The sequence below is a fragment of the Vannielia sp. SX4 genome, from assembly GCF_052828525.1.
Genome location: NZ_CM128247.1, coordinates 2,943,900 through 2,969,448, shown reverse-complemented (window position 1 = coordinate 2,969,448; position 25,549 = coordinate 2,943,900). Strand labels below are relative to the sequence as shown.

Here is a 25,549-nt window from a genome sequence, read left to right as displayed (position 1 = left end):
CAAATTTGCGCGAAGTGATAGGTAAAACCCGCTGCCATTCAGCGCAAAACGCGCGGAACACATGAGGGAAGGGGGATAATCCGTTGAAAATCGGAACGCCCAAGGAGGTTCTCGAAGGAGAGAACCGCGTGGCCATGACGCCGGATTCGGCGCTTCAGCTTCAGAAACTCGGGCATGAGTGCCTGATCGAGACCGGCGCCGGGGCCAAGGCCGGCTTCAGCGATGCCGATTACGAGGCCGCCGGGGTGACTGTGGTCAAGACCGCCGCCGCCCTGTGGAAAGAGGCCGAGATCGTCGCCAAGGTCCGCGTGCCCACCGACACCGAGGCCAAACGGCTCGCGGAGGGCCAGACCCTCATCAGCTTCTTCAACCCGGCCGAGAACGACAAGATGATGGCGGGCGTGGCCAAGAAGGGCGCGACCGTTGTGGCGATGGAGATGGTGCCCCGCATCAGCCGCGCCCAGAAGATGGATGCGCTCTCGTCGATGGCCAATATCGCGGGCTACCGCGCGGTGATCGAAGCAGGCAACAACTTTGGCCGGTTCTTCACCGGTCAGGTGACGGCAGCGGGCAAGGTGCCACCGGCCAAGGTGCTCGTGGTGGGCGCCGGTGTTGCAGGCCTTGCGGCCATCGGCACCTCGACCTCGCTGGGCGCGATCACCTATGCCTTCGACGTGCGGCCCGAAGTGGCCGAGCAGATCGAGTCGATGGGCGCCGAGTTCGTCTATCTCGAGTTCGACGAAGAGCAGACCGACGGCGCCGCGACCGGCGGCTATGCGGCACCCTCCAGCCCCGAGTTCCGCGAGGCGCAGCTGGCCAAGTTCCGCGAGCTGGCGCCTGAGGTGGATATCGTCATCTGTACCGCGCTGATCCCGGGCCGGGCGGCGCCGGTGCTCTGGACCAAGGACATGGTCGAGATGATGAAGCCGGGCTCGGTGATCGTGGACCTTGCCGCCGAGCGCGGTGGCAACTGCGAGCTGACCAAGGCCGACGAGAAGGTGGTGAGCGACAATGGCGTGACCATCATCGGTTACACCGACTTTCCCAGCCGGATGGCGACCCAGAGCTCCACGCTCTATGCCACCAACATCCGCCACATGTTGACCGACCTGACGCCCGAGAAGGACGGCGTCGTCAACCACAACATGGAAGACGACGTGATCCGGGGCGCGACGGTGACCCATGCGGGCGAGGTCACCTTCCCGCCGCCGCCGCCGAAGGTTCAGGCGATTGCCGCGGTGAAGAAGGAAAAGCCCAAGGAACTGACGCCCGAAGAGAAGAAGGCCAAGGAGGCCGCCGACTTCAAGGCGCAGACCAAGCAACAGGTCACGCTGATCGGCGTGGGTGCGGTGCTGCTTCTGGCCGTGGGCCTGGTGGCCCCGGCGAGCTTCATGCAGCACTTCATCGTCTTCGTGCTTTCGGTCTTCGTGGGCTTCCAGGTGATCTGGAACGTCTCGCACTCCCTGCACACGCCGCTGATGGCGGTGACCAACGCGATCTCCTCGATCATCATCGTGGGGGCGCTCCTGCAGATGGGCTCCAGCTCGTTCCTCGTGGTTCTGCTCGCCGCGCTCTCGGTCTTCATGGCCGGGATCAACATCTTCGGCGGCTTCCTCGTCACCCGGCGCATGCTCGCCATGTTCCAGAAGTCGTAAGGGGGCAGGAGCAATGGATTACGGATTTACCACTGCGGCCTATGTTGTTGCCGCTGTTCTCTTCATCCTCTCGCTGGGCGGCCTCTCGGGGCAGGAAAGCGCCAAGCGGGCGGTCTGGTATGGCATCGTGGGCATGGCGCTGGCCGTGCTGGCCACGCTCATCGGCCCTGGCTCGGGCCTGTGGCTTCTGACCATCCTGCTGATCGCGGGCGGCGGGGTCATCGGCTACATGGTGGCCACCAAGGTGCAGATGACCGAGATGCCGCAGCTTGTGGCGGCGATGCACAGCCTCGTCGGCCTTGCCGCCGTGTTCGTGGGCTACAACGCGCATTTCACCATCCGCCTCGTGGCGGGGGGCGACCATGCGGGTGAGGAGCTTGGCTACTTTGCCTCCATCGTGGCGCACAAATCCTCGGTCGAGCTGAAGATCCTCGCGGTCGAGCTGTTCCTCGGCGTGTTCATCGGCGCGATCACCTTCACCGGGTCGGTCGTGGCCTTTGGCAAGCTGGCGGGCAAGGTGACCTCTGCGGCCACCAAGCTTCCGGGCGGGCATATGCTCAACGCGGGCGCGGCTGCGCTCTCGGTGATATGCCTGATCTGGTACATGAACACCGGCGGGTTCTTCCCGCTGTTCCTGATGACGCTGGCCGCGCTCTTCATCGGCTACCACCTCATCATGGGCATCGGCGGGGCCGACATGCCGGTGGTCGTCTCGATGCTCAACAGCTACTCGGGCTGGGCGGCGGCGGCGATCGGCTTCAGCCTCGGCAACGACCTGCTGATCGTGGTGGGCGCCCTGGTGGGCTCCTCGGGTGCGATCCTCAGCTACATCATGTGCAAGGCCATGAACCGGCATTTCGTGAGCGTGATCCTCGGCGGCTTCGGCGGCGGGGGCGGTGAGCAGATGGCCGTGGAAGGCGAGCAGGTGGCGATCGAGGCCGATGGCGTGGCAACCGCGCTGAACGAAGCCGACTCTGTGGTGATCGTGCCGGGCTACGGCATGGCCGTGGCACAGGCGCAGGGGGCGGTCAGCGAGCTGACCCGCAAGCTGCGGGCTGCCGGCAAGGAGGTGCGCTTTGCGATCCACCCGGTCGCCGGGCGTCTGCCGGGGCACATGAACGTGCTGCTGGCCGAGGCCAAGGTGCCCTATGACATCGTGCTGGAGATGGACGAGATCAACGATGACTTCCCCGACACCGACGTGGTGATCGTCATCGGCTCGAACGACATCGTTAACCCGGCCGCGCAGGACGACCCCAACTCCCCCATCGCGGGCATGCCCGTGCTGGAGGTGTGGAAGGCCAAGCAGGTGTTCGTCTCCAAGCGGGGGCAGGGCACCGGTTACTCGGGCATCGAGAACCCGCTGTTCTTCAAGGACAACACCCGCATGTTCTACGGCGACGCCAAGGACTCGGTGAACAAGCTCCTGCCGATGATCGACTGACCGGGCAGAGCCACGTGACCATTGAAAGGGCCTCCCGTTGTGGAGGCCCTTTTCATATGCGCAGCTTGTCGCCGCTCCCGCACAGGTTGCATATGTGCGGTTGACATGCGTTTTTGCCCTTGCGAGCGTTCCCCGAGGGCAGCCATTCCGGCCTGCCTGCATGGGAGGTTTTCATGAAGATCCTGTTTTGCGCCGCTGGTGCGGCCCTTTGTGCGTTTCCGAGTTTCGCCGGTGAGATTGCGACCTACAGCTTTGCATCCGACACGCTCGGGCGGGATTATGCCTATACGGTCTATCTGCCCGATGGTTACGAGGAGAGCGGGCTGACCTATCCGCATATGTACCTGCTGCACGGCTCGGGCGGCAACGAGACGAGCTGGGTGGTGGATGGCCATGCCAAGCAGGTGATCGACAAGGCGATTGCCGATGGGGTGATGCCGCCCGCCGTGGTGATCATGCCCGGCAGCCTGAGCTGGTGGGTGGATGGCTACAACGAGCCTGCGGAGACGGCGTTCTTTGACGACCTGATCCCGCATATCGAGGCCACCTGGCGGGTGATCCCGGAGCGCGAGGGGCGCGTGGTGGGCGGGCTTTCGGCAGGGGGGTATGGCACGGTGAACTTTGTGCTGGAGCATCCAGAGATGTTCGCCGCAGGGGCCGCGATGTCGCCCGCCGCCTATGTGCCGCAGCCACCGGAGAGCTCCTCGGCCAACCGCCATGCGGCCTATCTCGACGCCGAGGGCAACTACGACCCCGAGAAGTGGACCGAGCTGAATTACACCGCCTATCTCGACGACTACCTCGCCGGGGACGTGGTGGTGCCGATGTATATCAACTCGGGCGACCACGATGTGTTCGACATCGCCTACCACGGGGCTGTGCTCTACCAGAAGCTGCGGGAGCACCAGCCGAACGATGTGGAATACCGGGTGATCGACGGCGATCATGAATGGCAGGTCTGGATCGACACGCTGCCCGAGGCGCTGGAGTATGTATTCTCGCACACCAAGCTGCCGCAGGGCGAGGTGCCAATGGCGGCGAGCCAGTGAGCGCCGCCGCGCGGCTCCGGCGGGCGCGGCATTAAAGAAGGGCACCCGGCCAAGGATTTCAGGCCGGGCGCCGTCTGACGTTCAGGTGAGTGATTTTCAAGGAGATTGAGATGAAGCGGGTATTGGCTTCGATGATTGCGGCACTGGCGCCGATCCTCGCCCCGGTGGTGGGGCTGGCGGGCGATGCCCTGATGTCGAACCTCTTGCATCACAAGGTACACGGGCCGTTCGAGACCTCTTGCGAGCAGATCATTCCCAGCAGCCAGTTTACCTCGTGGGAGGCCGTGCCGGTGGTTTGCGGGATCGCGACGTACCCCCGGCGCGAGGGGTATGCCCACCTTGGGTCAGTGCGCTTTGGGCCTGATGAGATCCTGTTTAACCTCTACCGCAGTGGCTACCCGTCGAGCTACCGAGGATACAGCATCGAGCAGCGCAGCGAGACGATCTGGGTGCTGCCAGCGGCTGCGGAACGCAAGCACAGTACAAAGAATCCGCTCAGCGGCGCGGACCGGGCGGCCTTTCTGGCAGCGATGAACCGGGCGGCGAAGGGGCGGGGCGTGCTGCGTTTGCGCTTCGAGGTGGCCTATAGCGAGGGCAATCCGCCGATAGACCTCGAGATCCCTCTGCGCAAGTGGCGGGCGGCGCTGAGGGATGTGCGCCGCGCCGCGAAGAGGCACGGGGCCCCGACCGCGCCTTGGTGAGGCGCAGCCGGGGGAGGTGCGTCAGGCGGCGAGGTTGATCACCGCGTGGTCGCCCAGATCGGGCGTGTGATCGCCGAGGTTGGCACGCAGCATCTCGATGCCGAACTGCAGCGCGTTGGCATCCACCGTCCAAACGGCGGCTTCGCGCAGCGGCATCTCCAGCAGGGTCACCTTGGGGTCGTCGATCCCGCCCTCGAACCACATGGCGGCGGCGGGGGACCACAGATCCTCTAGCAGGGCGCGATCTTCAGACACGGTGATCGGCCCGGACATGCAGGCATAAACCTCGCGGTCGCGGGTGGTGAGGGTGAAATGGGCCTGCGCGCCGGTGCCGATGTCACGGGCGAGACCGGTGTCGCTGGCGGTGATGAAGCGGAGAACGCGGGCGTTTTCGTCGAAATAGTGGGTCATCGGCTGGGCGTGGGAGGCCCGGTCGCTGATGGCCAGCATGCCGGTGCGTTCGTCATCCAGCGCGTCGAAAAGGGCTTTGCGCAGGGCTTCGGTGTTATGGTCGTTGTCGTGATGGGTCATGGGAGTCTCCTTTGGGCACCAACTGCGGGGGAGGGGGGGAGGTTCCGTAACCCAGTTTTTGAAAATGTATATACAATCGCTATACTTTGTAGTAACAAAGGCGAACTCAAGAGAGGGAGCCAGCCCGCTATGGCCAAGAGCAGCAAGCCCAAGAAGGACCGGAAGGACAGCCAGCTCATCATTCGGATCAAGAAGGATGAGCGCGATGCTTTCGTGGACCTGTGCGAGCAGCTCGACACCAGCGCGGCCCGTGAGATCCGCCGGTTCATCCGGGGGTTCGTGAAGGAAAACGGCTCAGACAAAACCGACTGAAAGGACCGAGCAATGGCCAAGAAAGCCAAGATCAAAGACCTGAAAAAAGAAGTGAAAGCCCGCAAGGCGAAGGTCGCCAAGCAAGAGAAAAAGCTGAAGGCCGCCAAGAAGGCCCTCAAGAAGGCAGCCTGATGGTGCGCCTGACCGACATTCCCGGCATCGGCCCGGCGATGGCGGCCAAGCTGGTGGGGGCGGGCATTTCCGACCCTGCCGGTCTGGCGGCGGCGCCGGTCGCCAAGCTCACTGCCATCCCCGGCATCTCGCCCGCTCGGGCGGGGGCATGGAAGGCAGCGGCCGCGGGCAAGGTTGCGGCCCCCGCGCCGCGCCGCCCGGTTGCCGCCTCCAAGGCTCCGGTGAAACGCCGGGCGGCCAAGCCTGCGCCTGCAGCCAGTGCCGTGCCGATCGAAGAGAAGCCCTCTGCCGGGGTCGTGGCCCAGGCGGCGGCCTTGGCGGAGAAGAAGGCAGAGGTCGAGAAGGCCGAGCCGAAGCCTGCCAAGGCGAAGGCGGCAAAGAAGGCTGCCGAGAAGACGAAGGCTGCCGAAAAGAAAGCCGCGAAGAAGGCGGCTGAGAAGGCCAAGAAGAAAGCCGCCGAGAAGAAGGCAGCCAAGAAGGCGGCGGAGAAGAAAGCGGCCAAGAAGGCTGCTGAGAAGAAGGCGGCTGCCAAGGCCGCGAAGAAGGCTGCCGAGAAAAAAGCAGCCAAGAAAGCTGCAGAGAAAGCGCGTGACAAAAAAGCCAAGGCCAAGAAGGCGGATGCCAAGAAGGCCAAGGCAAAAAAGTCGAAATCGTCCAAGAAATCCAAGGACTGAGGCGCAGAGCCGGGCAGGGCGGCAGAGGCCGTTTTGCCCGGCGCAAAAATTCTTCGCCGCACGGTGATTTTCCCTCTTGATCCGAATCCCGTTTGGCCCCAAATGCGCGGTCAAGACGCCAACGCACGCGCCTCTGGCCGGCAACATCATCGCCTGTGTTTACGTAGCGACGGTAACGTCTCCCTTGGAAGTGAGCGGTCATATATGGCCGGGTCTATTGGAGATGACCATGACGATGATGTTCGACGGCGGCCTGCCGGCCGTTCCCGTATCCCTTGCTGTCAACCGCGTTGAGGAGTTCATCCTCGCGAACAGCTTTGACAAGCCGACCCTCGTCATCGACACCGATGCGGTTGCCCGTCAGTTCCACGCGCTGAAAGCCGGTCTCGGCGGTGCGGCGATCCACTATGCCGTGAAGGCCAACCCGGCCCGCGAAGTCATCGCCCGTCTGCTCGAGGAAGGCTCCAATTTCGATGCCGCCTCCCGTGGCGAGATCGAGCTGTGCCTCTCGCTCGGCGCGCGCCCTGACCAGATCAGCTTTGGCAACACCATCAAACGGGTGACCGACATTGCCTTTGCCCATGCCGCTGGCCTGACCCTCTTTGCCGCCGACAGCGACGAAGAGCTGGTGAAGATCGCCGAGCATGCGCCGGGGGCGCAGGTGTACATCCGTCTGCTGGTGGACAACCCCGAGGCCGATTGGCCGCTCTCCCGCAAGTTCGGCTGCTCGCGCGAGTCCGCGCTGCGGCTGCTGGGCGTGGCACGTGATCTGGGCCTCGACCCGGTGGGCTTCTCGTTCCACGTGGGCTCGCAAACCAAACGCACCCGCATGTGGCAGGGCGTGCTCGACTACGTGGGCGGCATCTGGGCCGACGCGCAGGCGGCTGGTCATGGGCTGACCCTCATCAACATCGGTGGCGGCTTCCCGGCGTTCTACGGCGAAGAGATCGACGCGCCGACCGCCTATGCTGAAGGCGTTCGCAAGATGGTCGAAGCCCGCTTCCCCGGTGCTCGCATCATGGCGGAGCCGGGCCGTGGCATGGTGGCCGAGGCCGGTGCGATTGCTGCCGAGGTGCTGCTGGTTTCGCGCAAGTCGGACAATGACCTGCACCGCTGGGTCTATCTCGACATTGGCCGCTTCTCCGGCCTGGCCGAGACCGAGGGCGAGGCGATCCGCTACCAGCTGATGACCCCGCATGACGGCGAGGCCACCGGCCCCTGCATCCTCGCAGGCCCGAGCTGTGACAGCGCCGATGTGCTCTACGAGAAGCGCCCGATGCCGCTGCCGATGAGCCTGAAGGCAGGCGACAAGGTGATCATCCGCAACTGCGGTGCCTACACCTCGTCCTACTCGTCGGTGGGCTTCAACGGCTTCCCGCCGCTGGACGTGGTGGTGATCTGACCGCCGCAGGTTGGCGGCCTCGCGTTTCGGCGTGTGGAGGAGGATGGGGGTGCAGCCGGGTTATCACGGCTGCGCCTCCTGCGCCGAAGGCTTGAATGGCCGCCTGCAAAGCCGCCCGGTCCAACAGGCCGGGCGGTTCTTTTTTGCGCTATAAGGGGGCAGGCAGGTGGGGCCGGTGCACCGCGGTATGCAGATAAGCACCTGATATCGCGACATTCTTTCCCTTTACAGGAGGGCGGCCAGGCCCTAGCAGGGAAGAAACGAGGGACGACAATGGCCGAAATCCAGGATCATCCGCTGCGCTATCAGCTGGCCAACGAGCTGCATGCGCGCCCGTTTCCGGCGCTGGATGTGCCCTGCCGCGCGGCCTATCTGGCGCTGAAACCTGCCGAGGGCGCTTCGGGCCGGGACCGCGAGGCGGAGCGGGCGCATCTGATCGACCTGCTGGACCGCCACGGCGCGCCGCATCCGCAGCCAGATGCCACCCATTACTCGGGCCAGCTCGGGCGCCATCAGATCAAGTGGGAGAGCCACACCGAGTTCGTGACTTACACGATCTTCGGCTCCGGCGTGGCGCAGCGTCCCTTCGATGGCGAGACCTTCCGGATGTTCCCCGCCGACTGGCTGGCGAAGGCACCCGGCGTGCGGGTCACCTCGGCGCTGGTGCGAGTCGAAGAGATGCCGGAGCACCCCGAGGAGGTGTCGGAGCGGATGGACGGCTGGATGGTGGCCGAGAGCATCGCCGTATCGGAAGTGGTGGATGGCGACGTGATCGTGGGCACCGACTTTCGGATCGACCCGGCGGGGCATGTGCGCTTTGCCTGTTTCGTCAAGCCCGGGGTAGGGCGGCAGCGGGTGGGGCGGGTGGTGCAGCGCTTGACCGAGATCGAGACCTACAAGGCGATGTCGATGCTTGGGCTGGGCCGGGCGCGCAGGCTCTCGGGACCGCTGGGCAAGCTCGACAACGAGCTGAGCGATCTGATGGATGCGATGACGGGCGACCGTGCCCGCCCGGCGGAGGAAGAGCTGGAGAAGCTGCTGCGCGTGGCTGCCGAGATCGAGATGCAGCTCACCCATGCGAGCTTTCGCTTTGGCGCGACGGCGGCCTATGAGGCGATTGTCTGGCAGCGGATCGAGGTGCTGCGCGAGCAGCGGTTCATGGGGCGGCAGACGTTGAAGGAGTTCATGACCCGCCGTTACGACCCCGCCATGCGGACGGTGAAGAGCACCGAAGGACGGTTGCAGGCGATGGCAGCGCGCTCGGCGCGGGCGAGCGACCTGCTGCGCACAAGGGTCGATGTGGAGCGGCAGGCGCAGAACCAGGCGCTGCTTGCCTCGATGGACAAGCGGGCCGATCTGCAACTGCGGCTGCAACAGACGGTGGAGGGGCTCTCGGTGGTGGCGATCAGCTACTACGCGGTGAGCCTTGGCACCTACCTTCTCGAGCCCTTCGCCAAGGGGCTGGGCATCGAGAAGGGGTGGTTGACGGCAGGGCTGACCCCGCTGGTCATTCTGCTGGTGTGGCTTGCAGTCCGGCGGATCCGGAAGAAGCTGCATTAGCCTCCCCCAGAAGCCGCGAGGTGACCACGCCGCCGAGGGCGATGGAGGCCAGCGCGAGGAAGGCCGAGACGCCGAGGGTCGAGGTGCCCGACAGGCCCGCGCCCACGGTGCAGCCCCCGGCCAGCACGCCGCCCACGCCCATCAGCACGGCCCCGGCAAGGTAGCGGCCGGTCTGGCGCGGGGTCTGGAAGCTCTGCCACTGGAAATCGCGGAAGATCAGTGCGGCGATGAGTGCGCCGACCAGCACGCCGCCCACGAGGCCCACGCCGAAGCCGGCGGGGATGGACGAGGAGGCGATGGCCCAGAACAGCGTTTCGGAGGAGGGCAGGGTGAAGGAGAGGCTCTCCATCGCGATGGGGTCGAACTCGTCGTAGAGCACGTAGCCGGTGCCGACCCATGCCAGCGGAACGAGCGCGCCGATCAGGGCGCCCATCAGCAGCGTTACGGGCTTGGCGCCGGAGCGGGCGGCAAAGAGCAGAACAGCGACGACAATCAGCCCGGTCCATACCCACGCGCCGCCGGGCAGCCCGGCGAGGGAGGAGGCCTCACCGAGCGGTGCGGAGACGGAGCCGAGCGCGGTGCGCAGCGGGGCGAGCACGCCCTTCAGGGTGGCGTGGGCGACCACGGCGAAGATGGCCAGCACGGTCAACGCGCGCAGATTGCCGGTGCCAGTCAGCACGGTCAGCCGCGAGATGCAGCCACGGGTGAGGACCATGCCAGCGCCAAAAGCCACACCACCCAGCACGATAGCGAGCCAGGGCAGGTCGGCGGCGAGGTAGCGGTGCTCCTCGAAGGAGATGAGACCGTAGGCGACAAGGGCCTGCGTGCCGAGGATCGCCACGGCGAGGCCGGTCAGCCAGACACCGGCGGCCGAGCGGCGCTCCGAGGCGTCACCGGCGACGGCCCGGCGGAAGCAGAACCGGCTGCGCTGGCCGAGAAAGCCGAAGGCGATGCCGAGGGCGAGGGCAAACCAGACCGCAACTTCACGGGCGGTTGCCTCTTCGAATCCGAGCGTTTCGAACATGGTGCGTCTCCTGTCGCGGTCGAAGCCCGGCAGGTAGCGCAGCTACGGCGCGGGTGCAAATGGATCAACGGGGAGGGGATTTTGTTCTCGCGTATAGTGAGGGACGTTGTTCTGCCGTGGTGGCGCTGCTCCGAAAAGCGTTCGCGCCCCGAAGACGGGGCGCGATGCATGGTCTTATCTGCATGTGTGCAGGGCTACCGGCCCCGGATGCGCGGGTCGAGCGCGTCGCGCAGCCCGTCGCCGATGTAGTTCACCGCCAGCACCACGAGCGAGATCATCAGCCCCGGCCACAGCGCGCGCTCGGGGAAGTTCTGAATCCGGTCGGTGGCGTCGAACAGCAGCTTGCCCCATGTCGGGAAGTCCGAGGGGAAGCCGAGGCCGAGGAAGGAGATCGCGCTCTCAGTGATGATCGCTGTGGCGAGGCCAAGGGTGGCCGAGACCATGATCGGCGAAAGCACGTTGGGCAGCAGGTGCCGGGTGACCATCTTCATCGGCGGGGTGCCGATGGAGCGGGCGGCGAGGATGAACTCGCGCTCCTTCAGCGCCAGAATGTCGGCCCGCACGATCCGCGCGGTCTGCATCCACGAGGTCGCGCCGATGACGCAGACGATGAGGATGAACACGCCGAGCTCCGGCCCGAATGTGGCGCGCAGCGCGTCGCGGAAGAGCAGCATGATCACCAGCAGCAGCGGCAGCAGGGGCAGGGCGAGCACGAGGTCGGTGAAGCGCATCAGCAGACCGTCGAGCCACTTCACGTAGCCCGAGGCGACGCCGACGGCGGTGCCGATCAGCATGGCGAGGATCATCGCCACCCAGCCCACCGCGATGGAGACGCGCCCGCCGTGGATCAGCGAGGCGAGGATATCGCGGCCGAGGTTGTCGGTGCCCAGCGGGTGCGACCAGCCATATTTCATCCGTTCGAGGCTCTCTGGCGGGATGCACAGATCGGTCCACGAGCAGGAGAAGAGCGGCATGTAGACCGGCCGCCAATCCTTGTTGCGGATGTCGAGCTTGGTTGGGTCGATGTCCCACAGATAGGGGCCGAAGAGCACGCCGAAGGTGATGAAGAGCAGCACGAAGGCGCCCATCATCGCGCCCTTGTGGCTGCGGAACTGCTTCCACACGTCGGACCATTGCGACCGCGACTTGCCGCGCGGCTGGCTCTCGCCCAGCACTTCCTTTGCGGTGTCAGTCATAGCGGATCCTCGGGTCGAGCACGCCGTAGAGCACATCGGCGATCAGGTTGAACAGCACAATGAGCACGGCGAAGATGAAGGTGATGGTCTGGACCATCGGGATGTCATTGGCCTGGATCGCGGTGATCAGCAACTGGCCGATCCCGTTCACCTTGAAGACCTGCTCGGTGATGATCGCCCCGCCGAAGATGGAGGGGATGCCGAGTGCGATGACGGTGACGACCGGGATCATCGAGTTGCGCAGCACGTGGACCATGACCACCGACCACTCCGAGAGGCCCTTGGCGCGAGCGGTGCGGACGTAATCCTGCTTGAGGTTGTCGAGCATGGCCGAGCGCATGTAGCGGCTGATCTGGGCGGTAGTCTGGAGTGCGAGCACCATCACCGGCATGATCATCTGCTTGAGCTGGATCTTCATGCTCTCCCAGTCCTTCACCTCATGGGTGGTGTCGTAGATCGAGGGCAACCACTCCAGCTTGACCGCGAAGATCACGATCACCACCACGCCCGAGAAGAAGGGCGGCACGGAGAAGCCGATCATCGAGATGAGCGTGCCGGCCTGATCGAAGACCGAATACTGCTTGTAGGCCGAGATGATGCCGATCGGGATGGCGATGATGACGCCCACGGCATAGGCCAGAGCGACCACCCAGAGGGTTTGCGGCAGGCGCTGGATGATGATGTCGAACACCGGCGAGCGGAACTGCCAGCTCACGACACGCTGGGTGCCTTCCATCATGTTGGTTCCGAAGAGCCAGTCGAGGAAGAAGCCGGGCTCGACCACGAAGAACTGGTAGAGCCATTTGATGTAACGGATGTGCAGCGGTTCGCCGAGGCCGAGTGCCTCGCGCATCTTCTGCTTCACTTCATCGGGAATGGTCAGCGGCATCTGCGCCATCGGGTCGCCGGGGGCGAGATCGAGGAGCAGGAAGAGGACCAGCGAAATGAAGAGGAGCGTGGGAACCGCGAGAATGAGCCGTCGGATGATGAAGGTCAGCATACGGGGGGCGCTCGATATGGCAGAGGGGCCGCGCGATCAGTGCCGCGCGGCCCGGTTTCATCTGCGGATCAGTTGGTCTTGATCCGGTACCAGTCAGCGACGTTCCAGATTTCGCTGTCCCAGACGTTCAGCTTCACGCCGCCGAGGCTGTTGGCGTGGGCCGAGAGACGACCGCGGTGGACCAGCGGGATCATGCCGCCGCCCTCGATGACCATGTCATTGAGTTGCTTGGCAATCTCGGCGCGCTCGGCCGCATCGGCGGTGACGCCCAGCTTGGCATAAAGTGCGTCATACTCCTCGGAGCACCAGCGCGAGATGTTCTCGCCCTGCCACTGGGTGGCCGGGGAGGGGGCCTTATCGCAGGTGGCGTTGCCGAGGTAGCTCTGCGGGTCGGTGCCGTTGAAGGTGTTGGCGTACATCTCGACGTCGGCGTAGAACTTCTGGAAGGTGTCGGGCGAACCCGGATCACCGCCGAAGAACACCGAGCTGTCGACGTTGCGCAGTTCGACCTCGAAGCCGATCTGCTCCCACCAGTCCTTGATCAGCGCCTGGAAGTCCTGACGGACGGCGTTGGTGGAGGTCTGGTAGAGCATCTTCAGCTCGACGCCGTCTTTCTCACGCACGCCGTCACCGTTGCTGTCGACCCATCCGGCCTCTTCCAGCATCGCCTTGGCGCCTTCGATGTCCTGCGTGGAGCAGTCGAAGGTGGTGGAGTTCACCGCCTCGGGGGCGGGCACCCAGTTGCACGATACCTTACCGGCCTGACCGTAGCCGACCTCGACCAGCAGGGGCCGGTCGATGGCGAGGGACAGCGCCTTGTAGACGGCGGGATCGGAGAGGTAGGGGTGCGGGCGCACCACCGACCGCTCGTCCGGGCCGAGCGCCGGGTCGGGGTTGGTGTTGTTCAACATGATCCGCTCGAGCAGCGGGCCGAAGCCGGCGATCGCCTTGCCCTTGCCGGCCGCTTCCATCTCGGAGATCACATCGGGGGCGAGCTGGAGGTTCCAAGCGTAGTCGAATTCGCCGGTCTCCATTACCGCACGGCCAGCCGCCGTTGCATCGCCGCCGCCCTTGAAGGTGATCGAGGCGAAGGCGGGCTTGCCCTCTTCGCGGTAGTTCTCGTTGGCCTCGAAGGTGATCACGTCGTTCGGCTTGAACTCCACGACCTTGAAGCCGCCGGTGCCGATCGGGCTGAAGTTGGCCTCGGTGCATTCAGGCGCCTTGGCGCCCATGCAGTCGGCGAACTGAGCGGCCTGAAGGATCGGGCTCTCACCGCCGACGAAGGGGCCGTAGGGGAAGGGGGTGGGCTGCTCGAAGGTCACCACGACGGTGTGCTCATCTGGCGTTTCGACCGAGCTGACACCGTTGAACTTGGTGAGCTGGGCGCAGCCGCCCTCGGGATGGGTGCAGTATTCGTAGGTGAACCTCACGTCCGCCGAGGTGAAGGGCGTGCCGTCGGACCACAGGATGCCGGGCGTGATCTTCCAGGTGATGGTGGTGAGATCTTCGCTCACGCCGCCGTTCTCGACGGTGGGCACCTCTTCGACCAGCCAGGGGGTCAGGGTTCCGGTCTCGTCGTAGCGCGCAAGCGGCTCGAGCACGAGGCTGCCGGCCTCCACATCCTTGGTGCCGCCCGAGAGGAACGGGTTCATGATCGACGGGGCCTGCCAGTAGATGATGCTGACGTTGCCGTCACGGCCGCGCTCGCCTTCATGGCCTTCTGCGATGGCCATTGGGGCCAGCGCACAGGTGGCGACCGCTCCGAGAAGAGCTGTTTTGAGTTTCATGGGTTTCTCCTTGTTGGGTGCTCGACGCCTCGCGCCCTTTTGGGCTGCTTTTGTGGTCGTTGGGGGGAGTTGGACGGCGAAAAACCGGGCCCGGAGCCGCCTGTGGCGGCGCCGAAGCTGCGACTGTTCCCCTGAGCAGAGCAAGTGCCTTTGCGGGCCATGCGCTCTCCCTGTCCAACCAAGTTTTTATGGGTGTTTTCACGCCTCCGCCCCCGCGGCTGCGCCATCCCCTGAATGTGACGGTAACATGAAACGGGGACGGCGCAATGGTTTCGTCAACTGACCTTGCGGCCCGATTGAGCAGATGCCTGCCGATTGGGCAGCAGGCCTTGACCTCTGCGCGGCTCGGCACCACCCTCTGCACGAGGCCCGCCACCGGGCCGCTCGAAAGGCACCTCCCGACCCGTGACCCCACGCGACATACTCGACAAGCTCGTGTCCTTCCGGACTGTTTCATCGGCCTCCAACCTCGACCTGATCGACTGGGTTGAAGGCTGGCTGGCGGAACGCGGCATTGCCGCGATCCGCGTGCCCGATTCCACCGGCGAGAAGGCGGCGCTTTTTGCCTCCGTCGGGCCGGATGTGCCGGGCGGTGTGCTGCTCTCGGGGCATACCGATGTGGTGCCGGTCGAGGGGCAGAGCTGGGCCAGCGACCCTTGGGCGGTGGAGGAGCGGGACGGGCGGCTCTATGGCCGGGGTGTGGCCGATATGAAGGGCTTTGACGCGCTGGCACTCTGGGCGATGGGGCAGGCCGCCGAGCGGGGCGTTTCGCGGCCATTGCAGATCGGGCTGAGCTACGACGAGGAGATCGGCTGCTTCGGAGCGCCGCCGATGATCGAGGCCCTGCAGGCCAGCGGTTTGCCCCGCGCGGAGGCGGTGGTGGTGGGCGAGCCGTCGATGCTGAAGCCGGTCACCGGCCACAAGGGCAACCTCGGGTTTCGGATCGTGGTGAAGGGCTTTCCGGTACACAGCTCGATGATGCACGAAGGGGTCAGCGCGATCATGGAGGCGGCGCGGCTGATCGGCTGGGCGAACGAGGTGAATGCGGCACAGTTTGCCCGCACGCCGACGCCCGAAGAGGCGGTGTTCACCCCGCCTTGCACCACGCTGCATGTTGGAAAGATCAGGGGCGGGGAGGTGCATAACATCACCGCCGAGCATTGCGAATTACTGTTTGATTTCAGGGTGATGCCGATGGAGGACACGGCGGACTGGCGGGCACGGCTGCGCGAGACAGTGATCGAGATCGAGGCGGGCATGAAGGCCACCCACCCCGACGCGGGCTTTACCCTGCACGAGCTTTTCGACGTGCCCGGCCTTGCGCCGGAATCGGGCCCCGAGGCCCATGCCGAGCCGCTGGTGCGCAGCCTCACCGGCGACAACGGGCCGGGGGCCGTGGTGAGCTTTGCCTCGGAGGCAGGGCAATTTCAGAATGCCCGTTATTCTACCGTGATTTGCGGGCCGGGAGACATTGCACAGGCCCACAAGGCAGACGAATATATGACCATCGCACAGTTCGAGGCAGGCCAACGCTTTATGGAGCGGCTGCTCGATCACCTGAAGGAGTAACCCCAAGTGCCCATCAAGAATCGCCTCTCCGAGATGCAGCCCGAGATCGCCGAATGGCGGCAGGACTTTCACATGCATCCGGAAATCCTGTTTGACACCCATCGCACCGCTGGCGTCGTGGCCGAGAAGCTACGGGAATTTGGTTGCGACGAGGTTACCGAGGGGATCGGGCGGACCGGCGTGGTGGCCGTGATCAAAGGCAAGCAGCAGGGATCGGGCAAGGTCATCGGGCTGCGCGCCGACATGGATGCGCTGCCGATCCACGAGCAAACCGGGCTGGAATATGCCTCCAAGACCGATGGCGCGATGCACGCCTGCGGCCATGACGGCCATACGGCGATGCTGCTGGGCGCCGCGAAATACCTCGCCGAGACCCGCAATTTCGACGGCACGGTGGTGGTGATTTTCCAGCCTGCCGAAGAGGGCGGCGGCGGTGGCCGGGAGATGTGCGAAGACGGGATGATGGAGCGCTGGGGCATTCAGGAGGTGTACGGGATGCACAACTGGCCGGGCGTTCCGACCGGGCAATTTGCCATCCGCCCCGGGCCGTTCTTTGCGGCGACCGACCAGTTTGTCATTGATATCGAAGGAAAAGGCGGCCACGCGGCCAAGCCGCAGGAGACGGTGGACAGCACCATCGTGGCCTCGCACACGGTGCTGGCGCTCCAGACCATCGTGAGCCGCAACTCGGACCCGACCAAGGAGGCTGTGGTTTCGGTCACCAGCTTCGAGACGTCGAGCAAGGCGTTCAACGTGATCCCCCAGCGGGTGCAGTTGAAGGGCACGGTGCGGACGCTCTCGCCGGAGACGCGGGAACTGGTCGAAAAGCGGCTGCCCGCCATTGCCGAGAAGACCGCCGAGGTCTTCGGCGCGGTGGCCAAGGTGAACTACATGAAGGGCTACCCGGTGATGGTGAATTCCGAGGAGCAAACCGAGTTTGCTGCCGAGGTTGCCAGGGCGGTTTCGGGGGAGTGTGCGGAGGCGCCGCTGGTGATGGGGGGCGAGGATTTTGCCTTCATGCTGGAGGAGCGTCCGGGGGCTTATATCCTTGTTGGGAATGGCGACACCGCAGCGGTGCATCACCCGGAATACAACTTCAATGATGAAGCGATTCCAGCGGGTTGCAGCTGGTGGGCGGAGATCGTTGAAAAGCGGATGCCGGCGGCCTGAGGCCCGGTTAACAAGGCGCGCGCGGGGCGGTTAACCATGGCCGCCCGGCGATGCACATCCGATGCACAACTGATGCACATCCCATGCGCATGTCAGATGACATAGTGGCGTTAACTTAACAGACCGTGCGGTGACGCGATCGTGAGAGCGCGGTCCGCTGGGCTTGGAATGGGCGGTGGGCTGATAAGGAAGATCCTCGGGTCAGGCCCGAGGATCAGGTGGTGCAAGCGCGCGCGTTCAGCCGCGCTTAGCCGTAAACGGCGGCGCGGGCGATCTGGCTGGCGTCTTCGGGGAAGATGCCGAGGTCGAGGGCCACGTCGCGCGGAAGCGCGGCGATCTCGTTGCGGGTGCGGGTGTAGGCGCGGTGCTTTTCGTAGGCGGCGCGGAGGGTGGTCAAGACGGTCATCGGAGCTGTCCTTTCGTTTGCTTCTGTCTTCCTCTTGTGCGCCAGAAATAGTCATGCTGCGGCGCGGCACAACTGACCGTTTGCGCTAACGGGATTGCGCTGGGTGCATGGCTCCCGGCGAAAAGCCATGCGTCAGGCGGGACAGGGGCAAAAGCAAAGGGCCGCCCGGTTGCCCGGACGGCCCTTGTTGCGCGGCGTGGCGGTGGCTCAGATGAGCTTGCCCATGGCCACGGCGGTATCGGACATGCGGTTGGAGAAGCCCCACTCGTTGTCATACCAGCTCAGGATGCGGCACATGGTGCCCTCCATCACTTTGGTCTGATCCAGAGCGAAGGTGGAGCTGTGCGGATCGTGGTTGAAGTCGATCGAGACGTTGGGCTGGTCGGTCACGCCGAGGATGCCCTTGAGCGGGCCAGCGGCGGCGGCCTGCATGGCCTCATTGATCTCTTCGACCGTGGTGTCGCGGGCGGCCTCGAAGGTGAGGTCCACCACCGAGACGTTGGGGGTGGGCACGCGGATGGCGACGCCGTCCAGCTTGCCGTTCAGCTCGGGCAGCACCAGGCCCACGGCCTTGGCGGCGCCTGTAGAGGTGGGGATCATCGACATGGCCGCCGCGCGGGCGCGGTAGAGATCCTTGTGCATGGTGTCCAGCGTGGGCTGGTCGCCGGTGTAGCTGTGGATCGTGGTCATGAAGCCCTTGGCGATGCCGATGCTGTCGTTCAGCACCTTGGCCACCGGCGCGAGGCAGTTGGTGGTGCAGGAGGCGTTGGAGACGACGACGTGATCCTTGGTCAGGGTGTCATGGTTGACGCCGTAGACCACGGTATTGTCGGCGTTCTTGCCGGGGGCCGAGATCAGCACGCGGGAGGAGCCGTTCTCGAGATGCGCCTGGCAGGCCTCCTTGGAGGTGAAGATGCCGGTGCATTCCATCACCACGTCGACATCGCCCCAAGGCAGCTCGGCGGGGTTGCGGATGGCGGTGACCTCGATCGGGCCGCGGCCCACGTCGATGGTGTTGCCGGCCACCTTGACCTCGCCCGGGAACTTGCCGTGGACAGAGTCGAACCTGATGAGGTGGGCGTTGGTCTCGACCGGGCCGAGATCGTTGATGGCGATCACCTCGATATCGGTGCGCCCGCTCTCGATGATGGCGCGGAGCACGTTGCGGCCAATGCGGCCGAACCCGTTGATTGCAACCTTGACGGCCATGAAAACCTCCTGTGCTGGTGTTAACGCTAACATTGCGATTGCGCGCCACATGTCAAGGCGGCGCAGGGCAGGGATGGCTGAGAGCAGCATACACGGGATGGGCAAAAGCGCGAGGCTCGGCTCGACGGGGCGATCACGGGGCCGTGATCAGCCGCTGAAAGTTTTTTGGAACGATCCGGGCCGCCGCGCAGTTGTGGAGGCAATGACGGTGCAGCGGCCGGCCAATGGTGGCCCCGCGAGGCACCGGCCCCGGAAAAAATACCGGGGCGCCAAAGAGATAAGGAGTTCGTTCGATATGAAACGCCTGATGATGACTGTCGCTGCTGTTGCCATGACTGCCGGTACCGCCTTTGCGATGACCCCGGAGCAACTGCGCGATTCCGTTGACGCCTCGCTGACCGAGTACGCCCCGGAAGTTGAAGCCGAAACCCTGACCGACGACCAAGTGCGTCAGGTGTACGTGGTGGTGAACGACTCCGGCAAATCCCCCGCCGAGAAGTCGGGTGCGATCGCTGAGATCATCGAAGGCACCAACGCCGAGTACTACGCTGACCTCGCCGATGGTGACATCGATCTGGAGCTCGACGTGAACAACATGCGTGAGATCCTGCAAGCCAAGCTCGACATCGGTGGCTACGACCACGATGTGTCGGAACTGAGCGACGAGGAAGTTGCTTCGCTCGCGCAAGCCTTCAACAACGGCAACACCCCTGCTGAGATCGACGCTGCCGTGGCCAGCTACTTCGATAGCTGACACCAGCGGTCGCAGAACGCGACATTGGGGCCGTCCTTCGGGGCGGCCCTTTTCTTTTGCGCGGATGTGTTTGCGGGGCGATCAGCGCCAGAAGGCGAGCCACTCGGTGAGGGCGGAAAACTTCTTCAGCATGAAGAGGGTGGCGGCGCTCTCATTCAGCACGCCGTCGGCCACGAGGGCGACGACGGCGAGGATGAAGAGGATGAGGGCAAGCCGGTTGGTCATGCCGCCTTCATAGCGGGCAACTGGGGCGGCAGGAAGGGCGGGGCGCGCCTTAGTTCAGGCGGCCCATGTGCCCGGCGACATCGGCCATGCGGGCGGAGAAGCCCCACTCGTTATCGTACCAGGCCAGCACGCGCACGGTGCGCCCGACGACCTTGGTCTGATCGGGGGCGAAGATGGAGCTTTGCGGCGTGTGGTTGAAGTCGATCGAGACCTTGGGTGCCGGGTCGTAGGCCATGACCATGCCCATGTGCCCGGCGCAGGCCTCGGCCACCACCTCGTTCACGTTCTCAACGGTCACATCGCGGCCTGCCTCAAAGGTGAGGTCCACCGCCGACACGTTAGGGGTGGGCACGCGCATGGCGGTGCCGTCGAGCTTGCCGGAGAGTTCCGGCAGCACCTCGCCGAGCGCCTTGGCGGCGCCGGTGGAGGTGGGGATCATCGCCATGGCGGCGGCGCGGGCGCGGTAGAGATCCTTGTGGCGACGGTCGAGCGTGGGCTGGTCGCCGGTGTAGCTGTGGATCGTCGTCATGATGCCGCGCTCGATGCCGATGGTGTCGTTCAGCACCTTGGCGAGCGGGGCGAGGCAGTTGGTGGTGCAGGAGCCGTTGGAAACCATCCGCTCATCCGCGCGCAGGGCGCGGTGGTTGACGCCGTACACCACGGTGCGGTCGACGTTGGAGGCGGGGGCGGAGATGAGCACCTTGCCGGCGCCGCGCTCGAGATGGATGGCGGATTTGACGCCGTCGTTGAACTTGCCGGTGCATTCGAGCACCACGTCGCAACCGCCCCAATCGAGGGTCTCGGGCTCGTAGCTCGACATCACGTCAATCGGGCCGCGTCCGAGGTCGAGCGCATCGCCCTTGACCTGAACCTCGCCGGGGAAGCGCCCGTGGACACTGTCGTAGCGGAGCAGGTGGGCGTGGGTCTCAATATCGCCGGGGGCGTTGATCTTGACGACCTGAACATCGTTGCGCGCGCTCTCGGCGATATGCGCCAGGGTGCAGCGCCCGATGCGGCCAAATCCGTTGATCCCGATGGTGATGGTCATCTTCCCGCTCCTTGGATTGCCCTTGGAGAGCCGGGTAGCATACCGATGCATACTCGGGAAAGTGCAGCAAATCAGCGTGTTAGCGTAAACATCCGCTGTTAGCGATAGCAGTTTGCGCAAACGTGGCCCGGCATGGCTGCGCGCTTGCCTCTGCGGGCCGAATCCCTAGGTTGGAAGGGCGAAAAAAGGGAACGGGCATGAGCGGACTTCTGGCACTTCTGGACGACGTGGCGGCGATTGCAAAGCTGGCGGCGGCCTCGGTGGATGACATCGCCAGCCAGGCGGCGAAGGCGAGCGCCAAGGCGGCGGGCGCGGTGATCGACGATGCGGCGGTGACGCCGAAATATGTGCAGGGGTTCGAGCCCAAACGGGAGCTGCCGATTGTCTGGCGGATTGCGCGGGGCTCGATCTTCAACAAGCTGGTGATCCTGTTGCCCGCTGCGCTGCTGCTTTCGGCCTTTGCGCCGTGGCTCATATACCCGCTGCTGATGCTGGGCGGGGCTTACTTGTGCTTCGAGGGGGCGGAGAAGATATGGCATCTGATCCATCCAAGCTCGCACCATGTCGATATTCATATCGAAGGGGACAAGGCGCACCTTGAGGAGCAAAAGATTCAGGGCGCGATCAAGACGGATTTCATCCTTTCTGCCGAGATCATGACGATCATCCTTTCGAACCTCGACGCGGAGGCGAGCATCTGGTTTCAGGGCGCGGCGCTGGCGCTGGCGGGGGTGATGATCACTGCCGCGGTCTATGGCAGCGTGGCGATTATCGTGAAGGCCGATGACGTGGGGCTGCACATGGCCGAGCGTGGCCGCCTCGGGCTGACCCGGGCGCTGGGGCGCGGGATCGTGATCGGGATGCCGTGGTTCTTGAAATTCCTGATGATCGTGGGCACGGCGGCGATGCTTTGGGTCGGCGGGCAGATCATCATCCACTCCCTGGCCGTGATGGGCTGGCATGAACCGGAGCATTGGGTGCACGACGCGGCGGTGGCGGCGGCGGCAAAGGTGCCGGAGAACTGGCACGCCGTTGTGGAATGGATCGCCGGGGCCGGACTGGCCGGCGTGCTGGGGCTGCTGCTCGGCTTCGTGCTGATCCCGTTGGTGCAGTTCGTGATCGCGCCGGTGTGGAAGGCGGTGCGCGGGTGATCTGGCAATCGGTTGCTCTGCTGGTCGCGCGGCTCCTGATCGCGGGGCTGTTCATCGGCGGCGCGGTGCAGAAGACCCAGCCGCAGGCGGTGATGGACCTGCTGGCAGGCAAGGGGATGCCGACGTGGCTGGTTTGGCCCGCGCTGGCCTTCAACGCAGGCGCGGCGGTGTGCCTTGTGCTGGGCGTTTGGGTGACGCCGGTGGCGCTGGCACTCGCGGCCTATTGCGCCTTTACCAGCATGTTCCACTACATCCCGAGCGACCCGTGGCAGATGACCATCTTCGTGAAAAACTGGGCGATTGCGGGCGGATGCCTCGCGCTGGCCGTGGCCGGGCCGGGGCGGTTTGCGCTTGGGGGGTAGGTTGGGTGCGCCATGAATGCGCACCCTACGGGGGTGTCACACCGTAGGCTGAACCGGCGCGCCATGAATTGGCAGCCTACGGGATGTAGGGTGCGCATTCATGGCGCACCCCCAAGGGATCAGAGCAGGCTCTTCACCTTCTCGGCCACGGCCTTGGCGGTGATGCCGAACTTCTCATAAAGCTCCTCGGCCGGGGCGGAGGCGCCGAAGCTGTCCATCCCGACGAAGCCGGCCTTGGCCTCGCGGCCGCGCTCGCCGAGCAGCCACTGGTCCCAGCCCTGACGGACGGCGGCCTCGACGGCCACGCGGACCGGGCCGCCGGGAAGCACGCGCTTGCGGTACTTCTCGTCCTGCGCGGCGAAGAGCTCCATCGAGGGCATGGAGACCACGCGGGTGCCGATGCCTTCGGCCTCCAGCAGCGCCTTGGCCTCCATCGCGATGCTCACCTCGGAGCCGGTGGCGAGGAGGATGGCCTGCCGCTTGCCCTCGGCGTCGGCCAGCACGTAGGCGCCCTGTTCGGTCAGGTTCTTGCCCTTGTGCTCTTTGCGCACGGTGGGCAGGCCCTGACGGGAGAGGGCGAGGATGGAGGGCTTGCTGGTCTGGCTCAGGGCGATCTCCCAGGCCTCGGCGGTTTCGACCGCGTCGGCGGGGCGGAACACCAGCGTGTTGGGGGTGGCCCGCAGCAGGGCGAGATGCTCGACCGGCTGGTGGGTGGGGCCATCCTCGCCAAGCCCGATCGAGTCGTGGGTCATCACGTAGACCGGGGCGACCTTCATCAGCGCGGAGAGGCGCATGGCGGGGCGGGCATAGTCGGTGAAGCACATGAAGGTGCCGCTGTAAGGCTTTGATCCGCCGTGCAAAGCCATGCCGTTCATCGCGGCGGCCATGCCGTGCTCGCGGATGCCGTAGTGGATGAAGCGGCCCTTGCGGTCTTCGGCCGAGAACACGCCGAGATCGGCGGTCTTGGTGTTGTTGGAGCCGGTCAGGTCGGCGGAGCCGCCGATGGTCTCGCTCATCACCGGGTTGATCACCTCGAGCGCCATTTCGGAGGCCTTGCGGGTGGCGACCTTGGGCTGCTCGTCGGAGATCTGCTTTTTCAGGGCGCGGATCACGGCGGCGAGTTTCTTGGGTGCTTCGCCGCTTTGCTGGCGGTCCCATTCGGCGCGTTTGCGCTCGGAGAGGGCACCGAGGCGGACCTCCCAATCCTTGCGGTCCTGTTCGCCGCGGTTGCCGATGGCCTCCCAAGCCGATTTGAGGTCGGCGGGGATGGTGAAGGCGGGAGAGGTCCAGCCGTAGGCCTTTTTGGCGGCGTCGAGCTGGTCGGCGTCGGTGAGCGCGCCGTGGCCCTTGGAGGTGTCTTGCGCGGCGTGGCCGAGGGCGATGTGGGTCTTGCAGGCAATCATGGTCGGGCGGTCGGACTTTTTGGCCTCGGTAAGGGCCGCGTCGATCGCCTCGGGGTCGTGGCCGTCGCATTGCAGCACGTTCCAGCCGGAGGCTTTGAACCTTTCGACCTGATCGGTGCTGTCGGAGAGCGAGACCTTGCCGTCGATGGTGATGTCGTTGTTGTCCCACATCACGATGAGGCGGGAGAGCTTGAGGTGCCCGGCGAGTGCGATGGCCTCCTGGCTCACGCCCTCCATCAGGCAGCCGTCGCCGGCGATGCAGTAGGTGTAGTGATCGACCACCTTTTTGCCCCAGTGGGCGCGCTGGCTCTCCTCGGCGATGGCGAAGCCGACGGCGTTGGAGATGCCCTGACCGAGCGGGCCGGTGGTGGTTTCGATCCCGTCGGCGAGGAAGTTCTCGGGGTGGCCTGCGGTGCGGGCGCCGAGCTGGCGGAAATTCTTGACTTCTTCGAGGGTTATCTGCGCATCGCCGGTGAGGTAGAGCAGCGAGTAGACCAGCATCGAGCCGTGGCCTGCGGAGAGGATGAAGCGGTCACGGTCCGGCCAGTTAGGCGCGGCGGCATCGAACTTCAGGTGCTTCTCGAAGAGGACGGTGGCGACATCGGCCATGCCCATCGGCGCGCCGGAGTGGCCGGAGTTGGCGGCGGCGACCGCATCGAGCGTGAGCGTGCGGATGCAGGCGGCTTTCATCCAATGTTCGGGATGGGCGTTGCGAAGCGCGTCGATGTCCACGGAAAAGGTCCCCTCGGTGCAAGAATGTTGCGTCGTGATAGCAGGCTCGGGGGGGAGTTCAAGGCAGCATGAAGGCCGCGTGGTAAGTGCTTGGAACAAAAGGGGCGCATGTTTTGCGGCCCTCGGTTACACTTGAAGCAGCCGGGACTGCGCGTCGATTCGGGCGCGGGGCAGCGGCGCAGGACAGGTGCAAGAGAAAAGAGCGGTGGCTCACACCGCAGGGGACAGCAGAATGAGTGACATCTCGGCATTGGAGCGGCGGTTGACCGCCGCGATGGACAGGATCGGCGCAGCCGTGGCCAGCTACGAGGCGGGTCAGGCGGGGCCGAGCGAAGAGGATCTCGCGGCGCAGCGCGGGCTCGAGGCACAGGTGCTCCAGCTGAAACAGGCGCTGGAGGCGGAGCAGACCGCCAATACCCAGCTACGTGAGCGGATTGACGCCATGAAGGCGCTGAAGGAGCGTCAGCAGGAGCGGATCGCCGAGCTGGAAGAGGCCGAGGCGGCGCTGCGGGCCAAGCAGGCCGAGGACCGCGAGGAACTGGATGCGGTGATCGCCGCGCTGGAGCCGCTGGTGGGGGAGGCTGCACATGGCTGAGGTTCAGATTTCGATTGGCGGCCGGAGCTTTACGGTCGCCTGCCAGGAGGGCGAAGAGCATTACCTGACCGGGGCGGCGGAGATGCTGGACCGGGAGGCGAGCGCGCTGGTGAGCCAGATCGGGCGGCTGCCCGAGGCGCGGATGCTGCTGATGGCCGGGCTGATGCTGGCCGACCGCACGGCGGCCTTCGAAGAGAAGGCGGCGGCGGCGGAAGAGAAGCTGGCGGCGCAGGAAAAGCTCATCGAGGAGATGAAGGCCGTGCCCGCGCCCGAGCCCGCCCGCGTGGAGGTGCCGGTGGTGCCCCGCGAGGTGGAGGACTTCATGGCCGAACTGGCCGCCCGGGCCGAGAGCCTTGCGGCGCAGGCCGAGGAGAAGGCGGGCTAGGGCCACGCGCTGAGGCGACAGTGTGGCGGGACAAGTCCCGCCCTACGCCCGCACGCCCCGCTTCATAAATCTT

Annotated in this window: 25 protein-coding genes; 15 read left to right on the top strand and 10 right to left on the bottom strand. The window is 65.2% G+C overall.

What is annotated here, in order from left to right; all coding sequences use genetic code 11:
• The first annotated feature begins 83 nt into the window (after nucleotides 1–83).
• The 4 genes from ACUXVX_RS14690 (at nucleotide 84) to ACUXVX_RS14675 (ending at nucleotide 4,849) form a co-directional block, all read left to right on the top strand.
• Nucleotides 84–1,655, top strand: coding sequence for a Re/Si-specific NAD(P)(+) transhydrogenase subunit alpha (locus tag ACUXVX_RS14690; RefSeq protein WP_446308876.1), 1,572 nt, complete (start codon nucleotides 84–86; stop codon nucleotides 1,653–1,655).
• A gap of 13 nt (nucleotides 1,656–1,668) precedes the next feature.
• Nucleotides 1,669–3,099, top strand: coding sequence for an NAD(P)(+) transhydrogenase (Re/Si-specific) subunit beta (locus ACUXVX_RS14685; RefSeq protein ID WP_222468859.1), 1,431 nt, complete (start codon nucleotides 1,669–1,671; stop codon nucleotides 3,097–3,099).
• A gap of 173 nt (nucleotides 3,100–3,272) precedes the next feature.
• On the top strand, nucleotides 3,273–4,148 hold the full coding sequence (locus tag ACUXVX_RS14680) for an alpha/beta hydrolase (RefSeq protein WP_446308875.1): 876 nt from the start codon (nucleotides 3,273–3,275) through the stop codon (nucleotides 4,146–4,148).
• Nucleotides 4,149–4,258: 110 nt separating this feature from the next.
• The gene (locus tag ACUXVX_RS14675) at nucleotides 4,259–4,849 is read left to right on the top strand and encodes a hypothetical protein (protein WP_446308874.1); all 591 of its coding nucleotides are present in this window, start codon (nucleotides 4,259–4,261) and stop codon (nucleotides 4,847–4,849) included.
• A gap of 21 nt (nucleotides 4,850–4,870) precedes the next feature.
• Here the strand turns inward: ACUXVX_RS14675 and ACUXVX_RS14670 are convergent, their stop codons facing one another.
• A complete protein-coding gene (locus ACUXVX_RS14670; protein WP_446308873.1) occupies nucleotides 4,871–5,380 on the bottom strand; it encodes a pyridoxamine 5'-phosphate oxidase family protein in 510 nt (169 codons plus the stop codon).
• 129 nt (nucleotides 5,381–5,509) lie between these two features.
• Between ACUXVX_RS14670 and ACUXVX_RS14665 the strand changes: the two genes are divergently transcribed.
• From ACUXVX_RS14665 to ACUXVX_RS14650, 4 genes are all read left to right on the top strand, one after another.
• Nucleotides 5,510–5,692 carry a hypothetical protein gene (locus ACUXVX_RS14665; RefSeq protein ID WP_222468863.1) on the top strand — a complete coding sequence of 61 codons (183 nt, stop codon included), beginning with the start codon at nucleotides 5,510–5,512 and terminating at the stop codon, nucleotides 5,690–5,692.
• A 131-nt stretch (nucleotides 5,693–5,823) separates the two neighbouring features.
• The gene (locus ACUXVX_RS14660; protein WP_446308872.1) at nucleotides 5,824–6,498 is read left to right on the top strand and encodes a helix-hairpin-helix domain-containing protein; all 675 of its coding nucleotides are present in this window, start codon (nucleotides 5,824–5,826) and stop codon (nucleotides 6,496–6,498) included.
• A 229-nt stretch (nucleotides 6,499–6,727) separates the two neighbouring features.
• A complete protein-coding gene (locus ACUXVX_RS14655; protein ID WP_446308871.1) occupies nucleotides 6,728–7,900 on the top strand; it encodes a type III PLP-dependent enzyme in 1,173 nt (390 codons plus the stop codon).
• Nucleotides 7,901–8,173: 273 nt separating this feature from the next.
• Nucleotides 8,174–9,460 (top strand): DUF3422 family protein, encoded by a 1,287-nt coding sequence (locus tag ACUXVX_RS14650; protein WP_446308870.1) that lies wholly within the window; start codon nucleotides 8,174–8,176, stop codon nucleotides 9,458–9,460.
• On the opposite strand, the gene ACUXVX_RS14645 is transcribed toward ACUXVX_RS14650, so the two are convergent.
• From ACUXVX_RS14645 to ACUXVX_RS14630, 4 genes are all read right to left on the bottom strand, one after another.
• Nucleotides 9,408–10,484 (bottom strand): YeeE/YedE family protein, encoded by a 1,077-nt coding sequence (locus ACUXVX_RS14645; protein WP_446308869.1) that lies wholly within the window; start codon nucleotides 10,482–10,484, stop codon nucleotides 9,408–9,410. The genes ACUXVX_RS14650 and ACUXVX_RS14645 overlap by 53 nt on opposite strands.
• 194 nt (nucleotides 10,485–10,678) lie before the next feature.
• The gene (locus tag ACUXVX_RS14640; protein WP_446308868.1) at nucleotides 10,679–11,680 is read right to left on the bottom strand and encodes an ABC transporter permease; all 1,002 of its coding nucleotides are present in this window, start codon (nucleotides 11,678–11,680) and stop codon (nucleotides 10,679–10,681) included.
• The gene (locus ACUXVX_RS14635) at nucleotides 11,673–12,680 is read right to left on the bottom strand and encodes an ABC transporter permease (protein WP_222468868.1); all 1,008 of its coding nucleotides are present in this window, start codon (nucleotides 12,678–12,680) and stop codon (nucleotides 11,673–11,675) included. Before ACUXVX_RS14635 ends, ACUXVX_RS14640 begins: the two co-directional genes overlap by 8 nt.
• 68 nt (nucleotides 12,681–12,748) lie before the next feature.
• Nucleotides 12,749–14,467: a peptide ABC transporter substrate-binding protein gene (locus ACUXVX_RS14630; RefSeq protein ID WP_446308867.1), complete on the bottom strand. Its 1,719-nt coding sequence runs from the start codon at nucleotides 14,465–14,467 to the stop codon at nucleotides 12,749–12,751.
• A gap of 405 nt (nucleotides 14,468–14,872) precedes the next feature.
• Here ACUXVX_RS14630 and argE point away from each other — a divergent pair, with 405 nt between their 5' ends.
• The gene (gene argE / locus ACUXVX_RS14625; protein WP_446308866.1) at nucleotides 14,873–16,036 is read left to right on the top strand and encodes an acetylornithine deacetylase; all 1,164 of its coding nucleotides are present in this window, start codon (nucleotides 14,873–14,875) and stop codon (nucleotides 16,034–16,036) included.
• Between the two features lie 6 nt (nucleotides 16,037–16,042).
• A complete protein-coding gene (locus ACUXVX_RS14620; protein WP_222468871.1) occupies nucleotides 16,043–17,206 on the top strand; it encodes a M20 aminoacylase family protein in 1,164 nt (387 codons plus the stop codon).
• Nucleotides 17,207–17,453: 247 nt separating this feature from the next.
• Here the strand turns inward: ACUXVX_RS14620 and ACUXVX_RS14615 are convergent, their stop codons facing one another.
• Entirely contained in the window at nucleotides 17,454–17,612 is a 159-nt protein-coding gene (locus tag ACUXVX_RS14615; RefSeq protein WP_222468872.1) for a hypothetical protein, read from the bottom strand.
• Nucleotides 17,613–17,819: 207 nt separating this feature from the next.
• The gene (gene gap, locus ACUXVX_RS14610) at nucleotides 17,820–18,821 is read right to left on the bottom strand and encodes a type I glyceraldehyde-3-phosphate dehydrogenase (RefSeq protein ID WP_446308865.1); all 1,002 of its coding nucleotides are present in this window, start codon (nucleotides 18,819–18,821) and stop codon (nucleotides 17,820–17,822) included.
• A 331-nt stretch (nucleotides 18,822–19,152) separates the two neighbouring features.
• On the opposite strand from gap (ACUXVX_RS14610), the gene ACUXVX_RS14605 reads away from it, so the two are divergent.
• On the top strand, nucleotides 19,153–19,575 hold the full coding sequence (locus tag ACUXVX_RS14605; protein WP_446308864.1) for a hypothetical protein: 423 nt from the start codon (nucleotides 19,153–19,155) through the stop codon (nucleotides 19,573–19,575).
• Nucleotides 19,576–19,656: 81 nt separating this feature from the next.
• Here ACUXVX_RS14605 and ACUXVX_RS14600 read toward each other — a convergent pair whose 3' ends face one another.
• Together ACUXVX_RS14600 and gap (ACUXVX_RS14595) are read right to left on the bottom strand one after the other, a co-directional pair.
• A complete protein-coding gene (locus ACUXVX_RS14600) occupies nucleotides 19,657–19,800 on the bottom strand; it encodes a glyceraldehyde-3-phosphate dehydrogenase (protein WP_446308863.1) in 144 nt (47 codons plus the stop codon).
• A gap of 49 nt (nucleotides 19,801–19,849) precedes the next feature.
• Nucleotides 19,850–20,848 carry a type I glyceraldehyde-3-phosphate dehydrogenase gene (gene gap, locus ACUXVX_RS14595; RefSeq protein WP_446308862.1) on the bottom strand — a complete coding sequence of 333 codons (999 nt, stop codon included), beginning with the start codon at nucleotides 20,846–20,848 and terminating at the stop codon, nucleotides 19,850–19,852.
• A gap of 197 nt (nucleotides 20,849–21,045) precedes the next feature.
• Between gap (ACUXVX_RS14595) and ACUXVX_RS14590 the strand changes: the two genes are divergently transcribed.
• Both ACUXVX_RS14590 and ACUXVX_RS14585 read left to right on the top strand, forming a co-directional pair.
• Nucleotides 21,046–21,999, top strand: coding sequence for a DUF808 domain-containing protein (locus ACUXVX_RS14590; RefSeq protein WP_446308861.1), 954 nt, complete (start codon nucleotides 21,046–21,048; stop codon nucleotides 21,997–21,999).
• Nucleotides 21,996–22,361 carry a DoxX family protein gene (locus ACUXVX_RS14585; protein ID WP_315898500.1) on the top strand — a complete coding sequence of 122 codons (366 nt, stop codon included), beginning with the start codon at nucleotides 21,996–21,998 and terminating at the stop codon, nucleotides 22,359–22,361. Before ACUXVX_RS14590 ends, ACUXVX_RS14585 begins: the two co-directional genes overlap by 4 nt.
• Nucleotides 22,362–22,480: 119 nt before the next feature.
• On the opposite strand, the gene tkt is transcribed toward ACUXVX_RS14585, so the two are convergent.
• Nucleotides 22,481–24,496, bottom strand: coding sequence for a transketolase (tkt, locus tag ACUXVX_RS14580; protein WP_446308860.1), 2,016 nt, complete (start codon nucleotides 24,494–24,496; stop codon nucleotides 22,481–22,483).
• A gap of 232 nt (nucleotides 24,497–24,728) precedes the next feature.
• Between tkt and ACUXVX_RS14575 the strand changes: the two genes are divergently transcribed.
• Together ACUXVX_RS14575 and ACUXVX_RS14570 are read left to right on the top strand one after the other, a co-directional pair.
• Nucleotides 24,729–25,091: a hypothetical protein gene (locus ACUXVX_RS14575; protein ID WP_446308859.1), complete on the top strand. Its 363-nt coding sequence runs from the start codon at nucleotides 24,729–24,731 to the stop codon at nucleotides 25,089–25,091.
• The gene (locus tag ACUXVX_RS14570; protein ID WP_222468881.1) at nucleotides 25,084–25,476 is read left to right on the top strand and encodes a cell division protein ZapA; all 393 of its coding nucleotides are present in this window, start codon (nucleotides 25,084–25,086) and stop codon (nucleotides 25,474–25,476) included. Before ACUXVX_RS14575 ends, ACUXVX_RS14570 begins: the two co-directional genes overlap by 8 nt.
• Nucleotides 25,477–25,549: the final 73 nt, after the last annotated feature.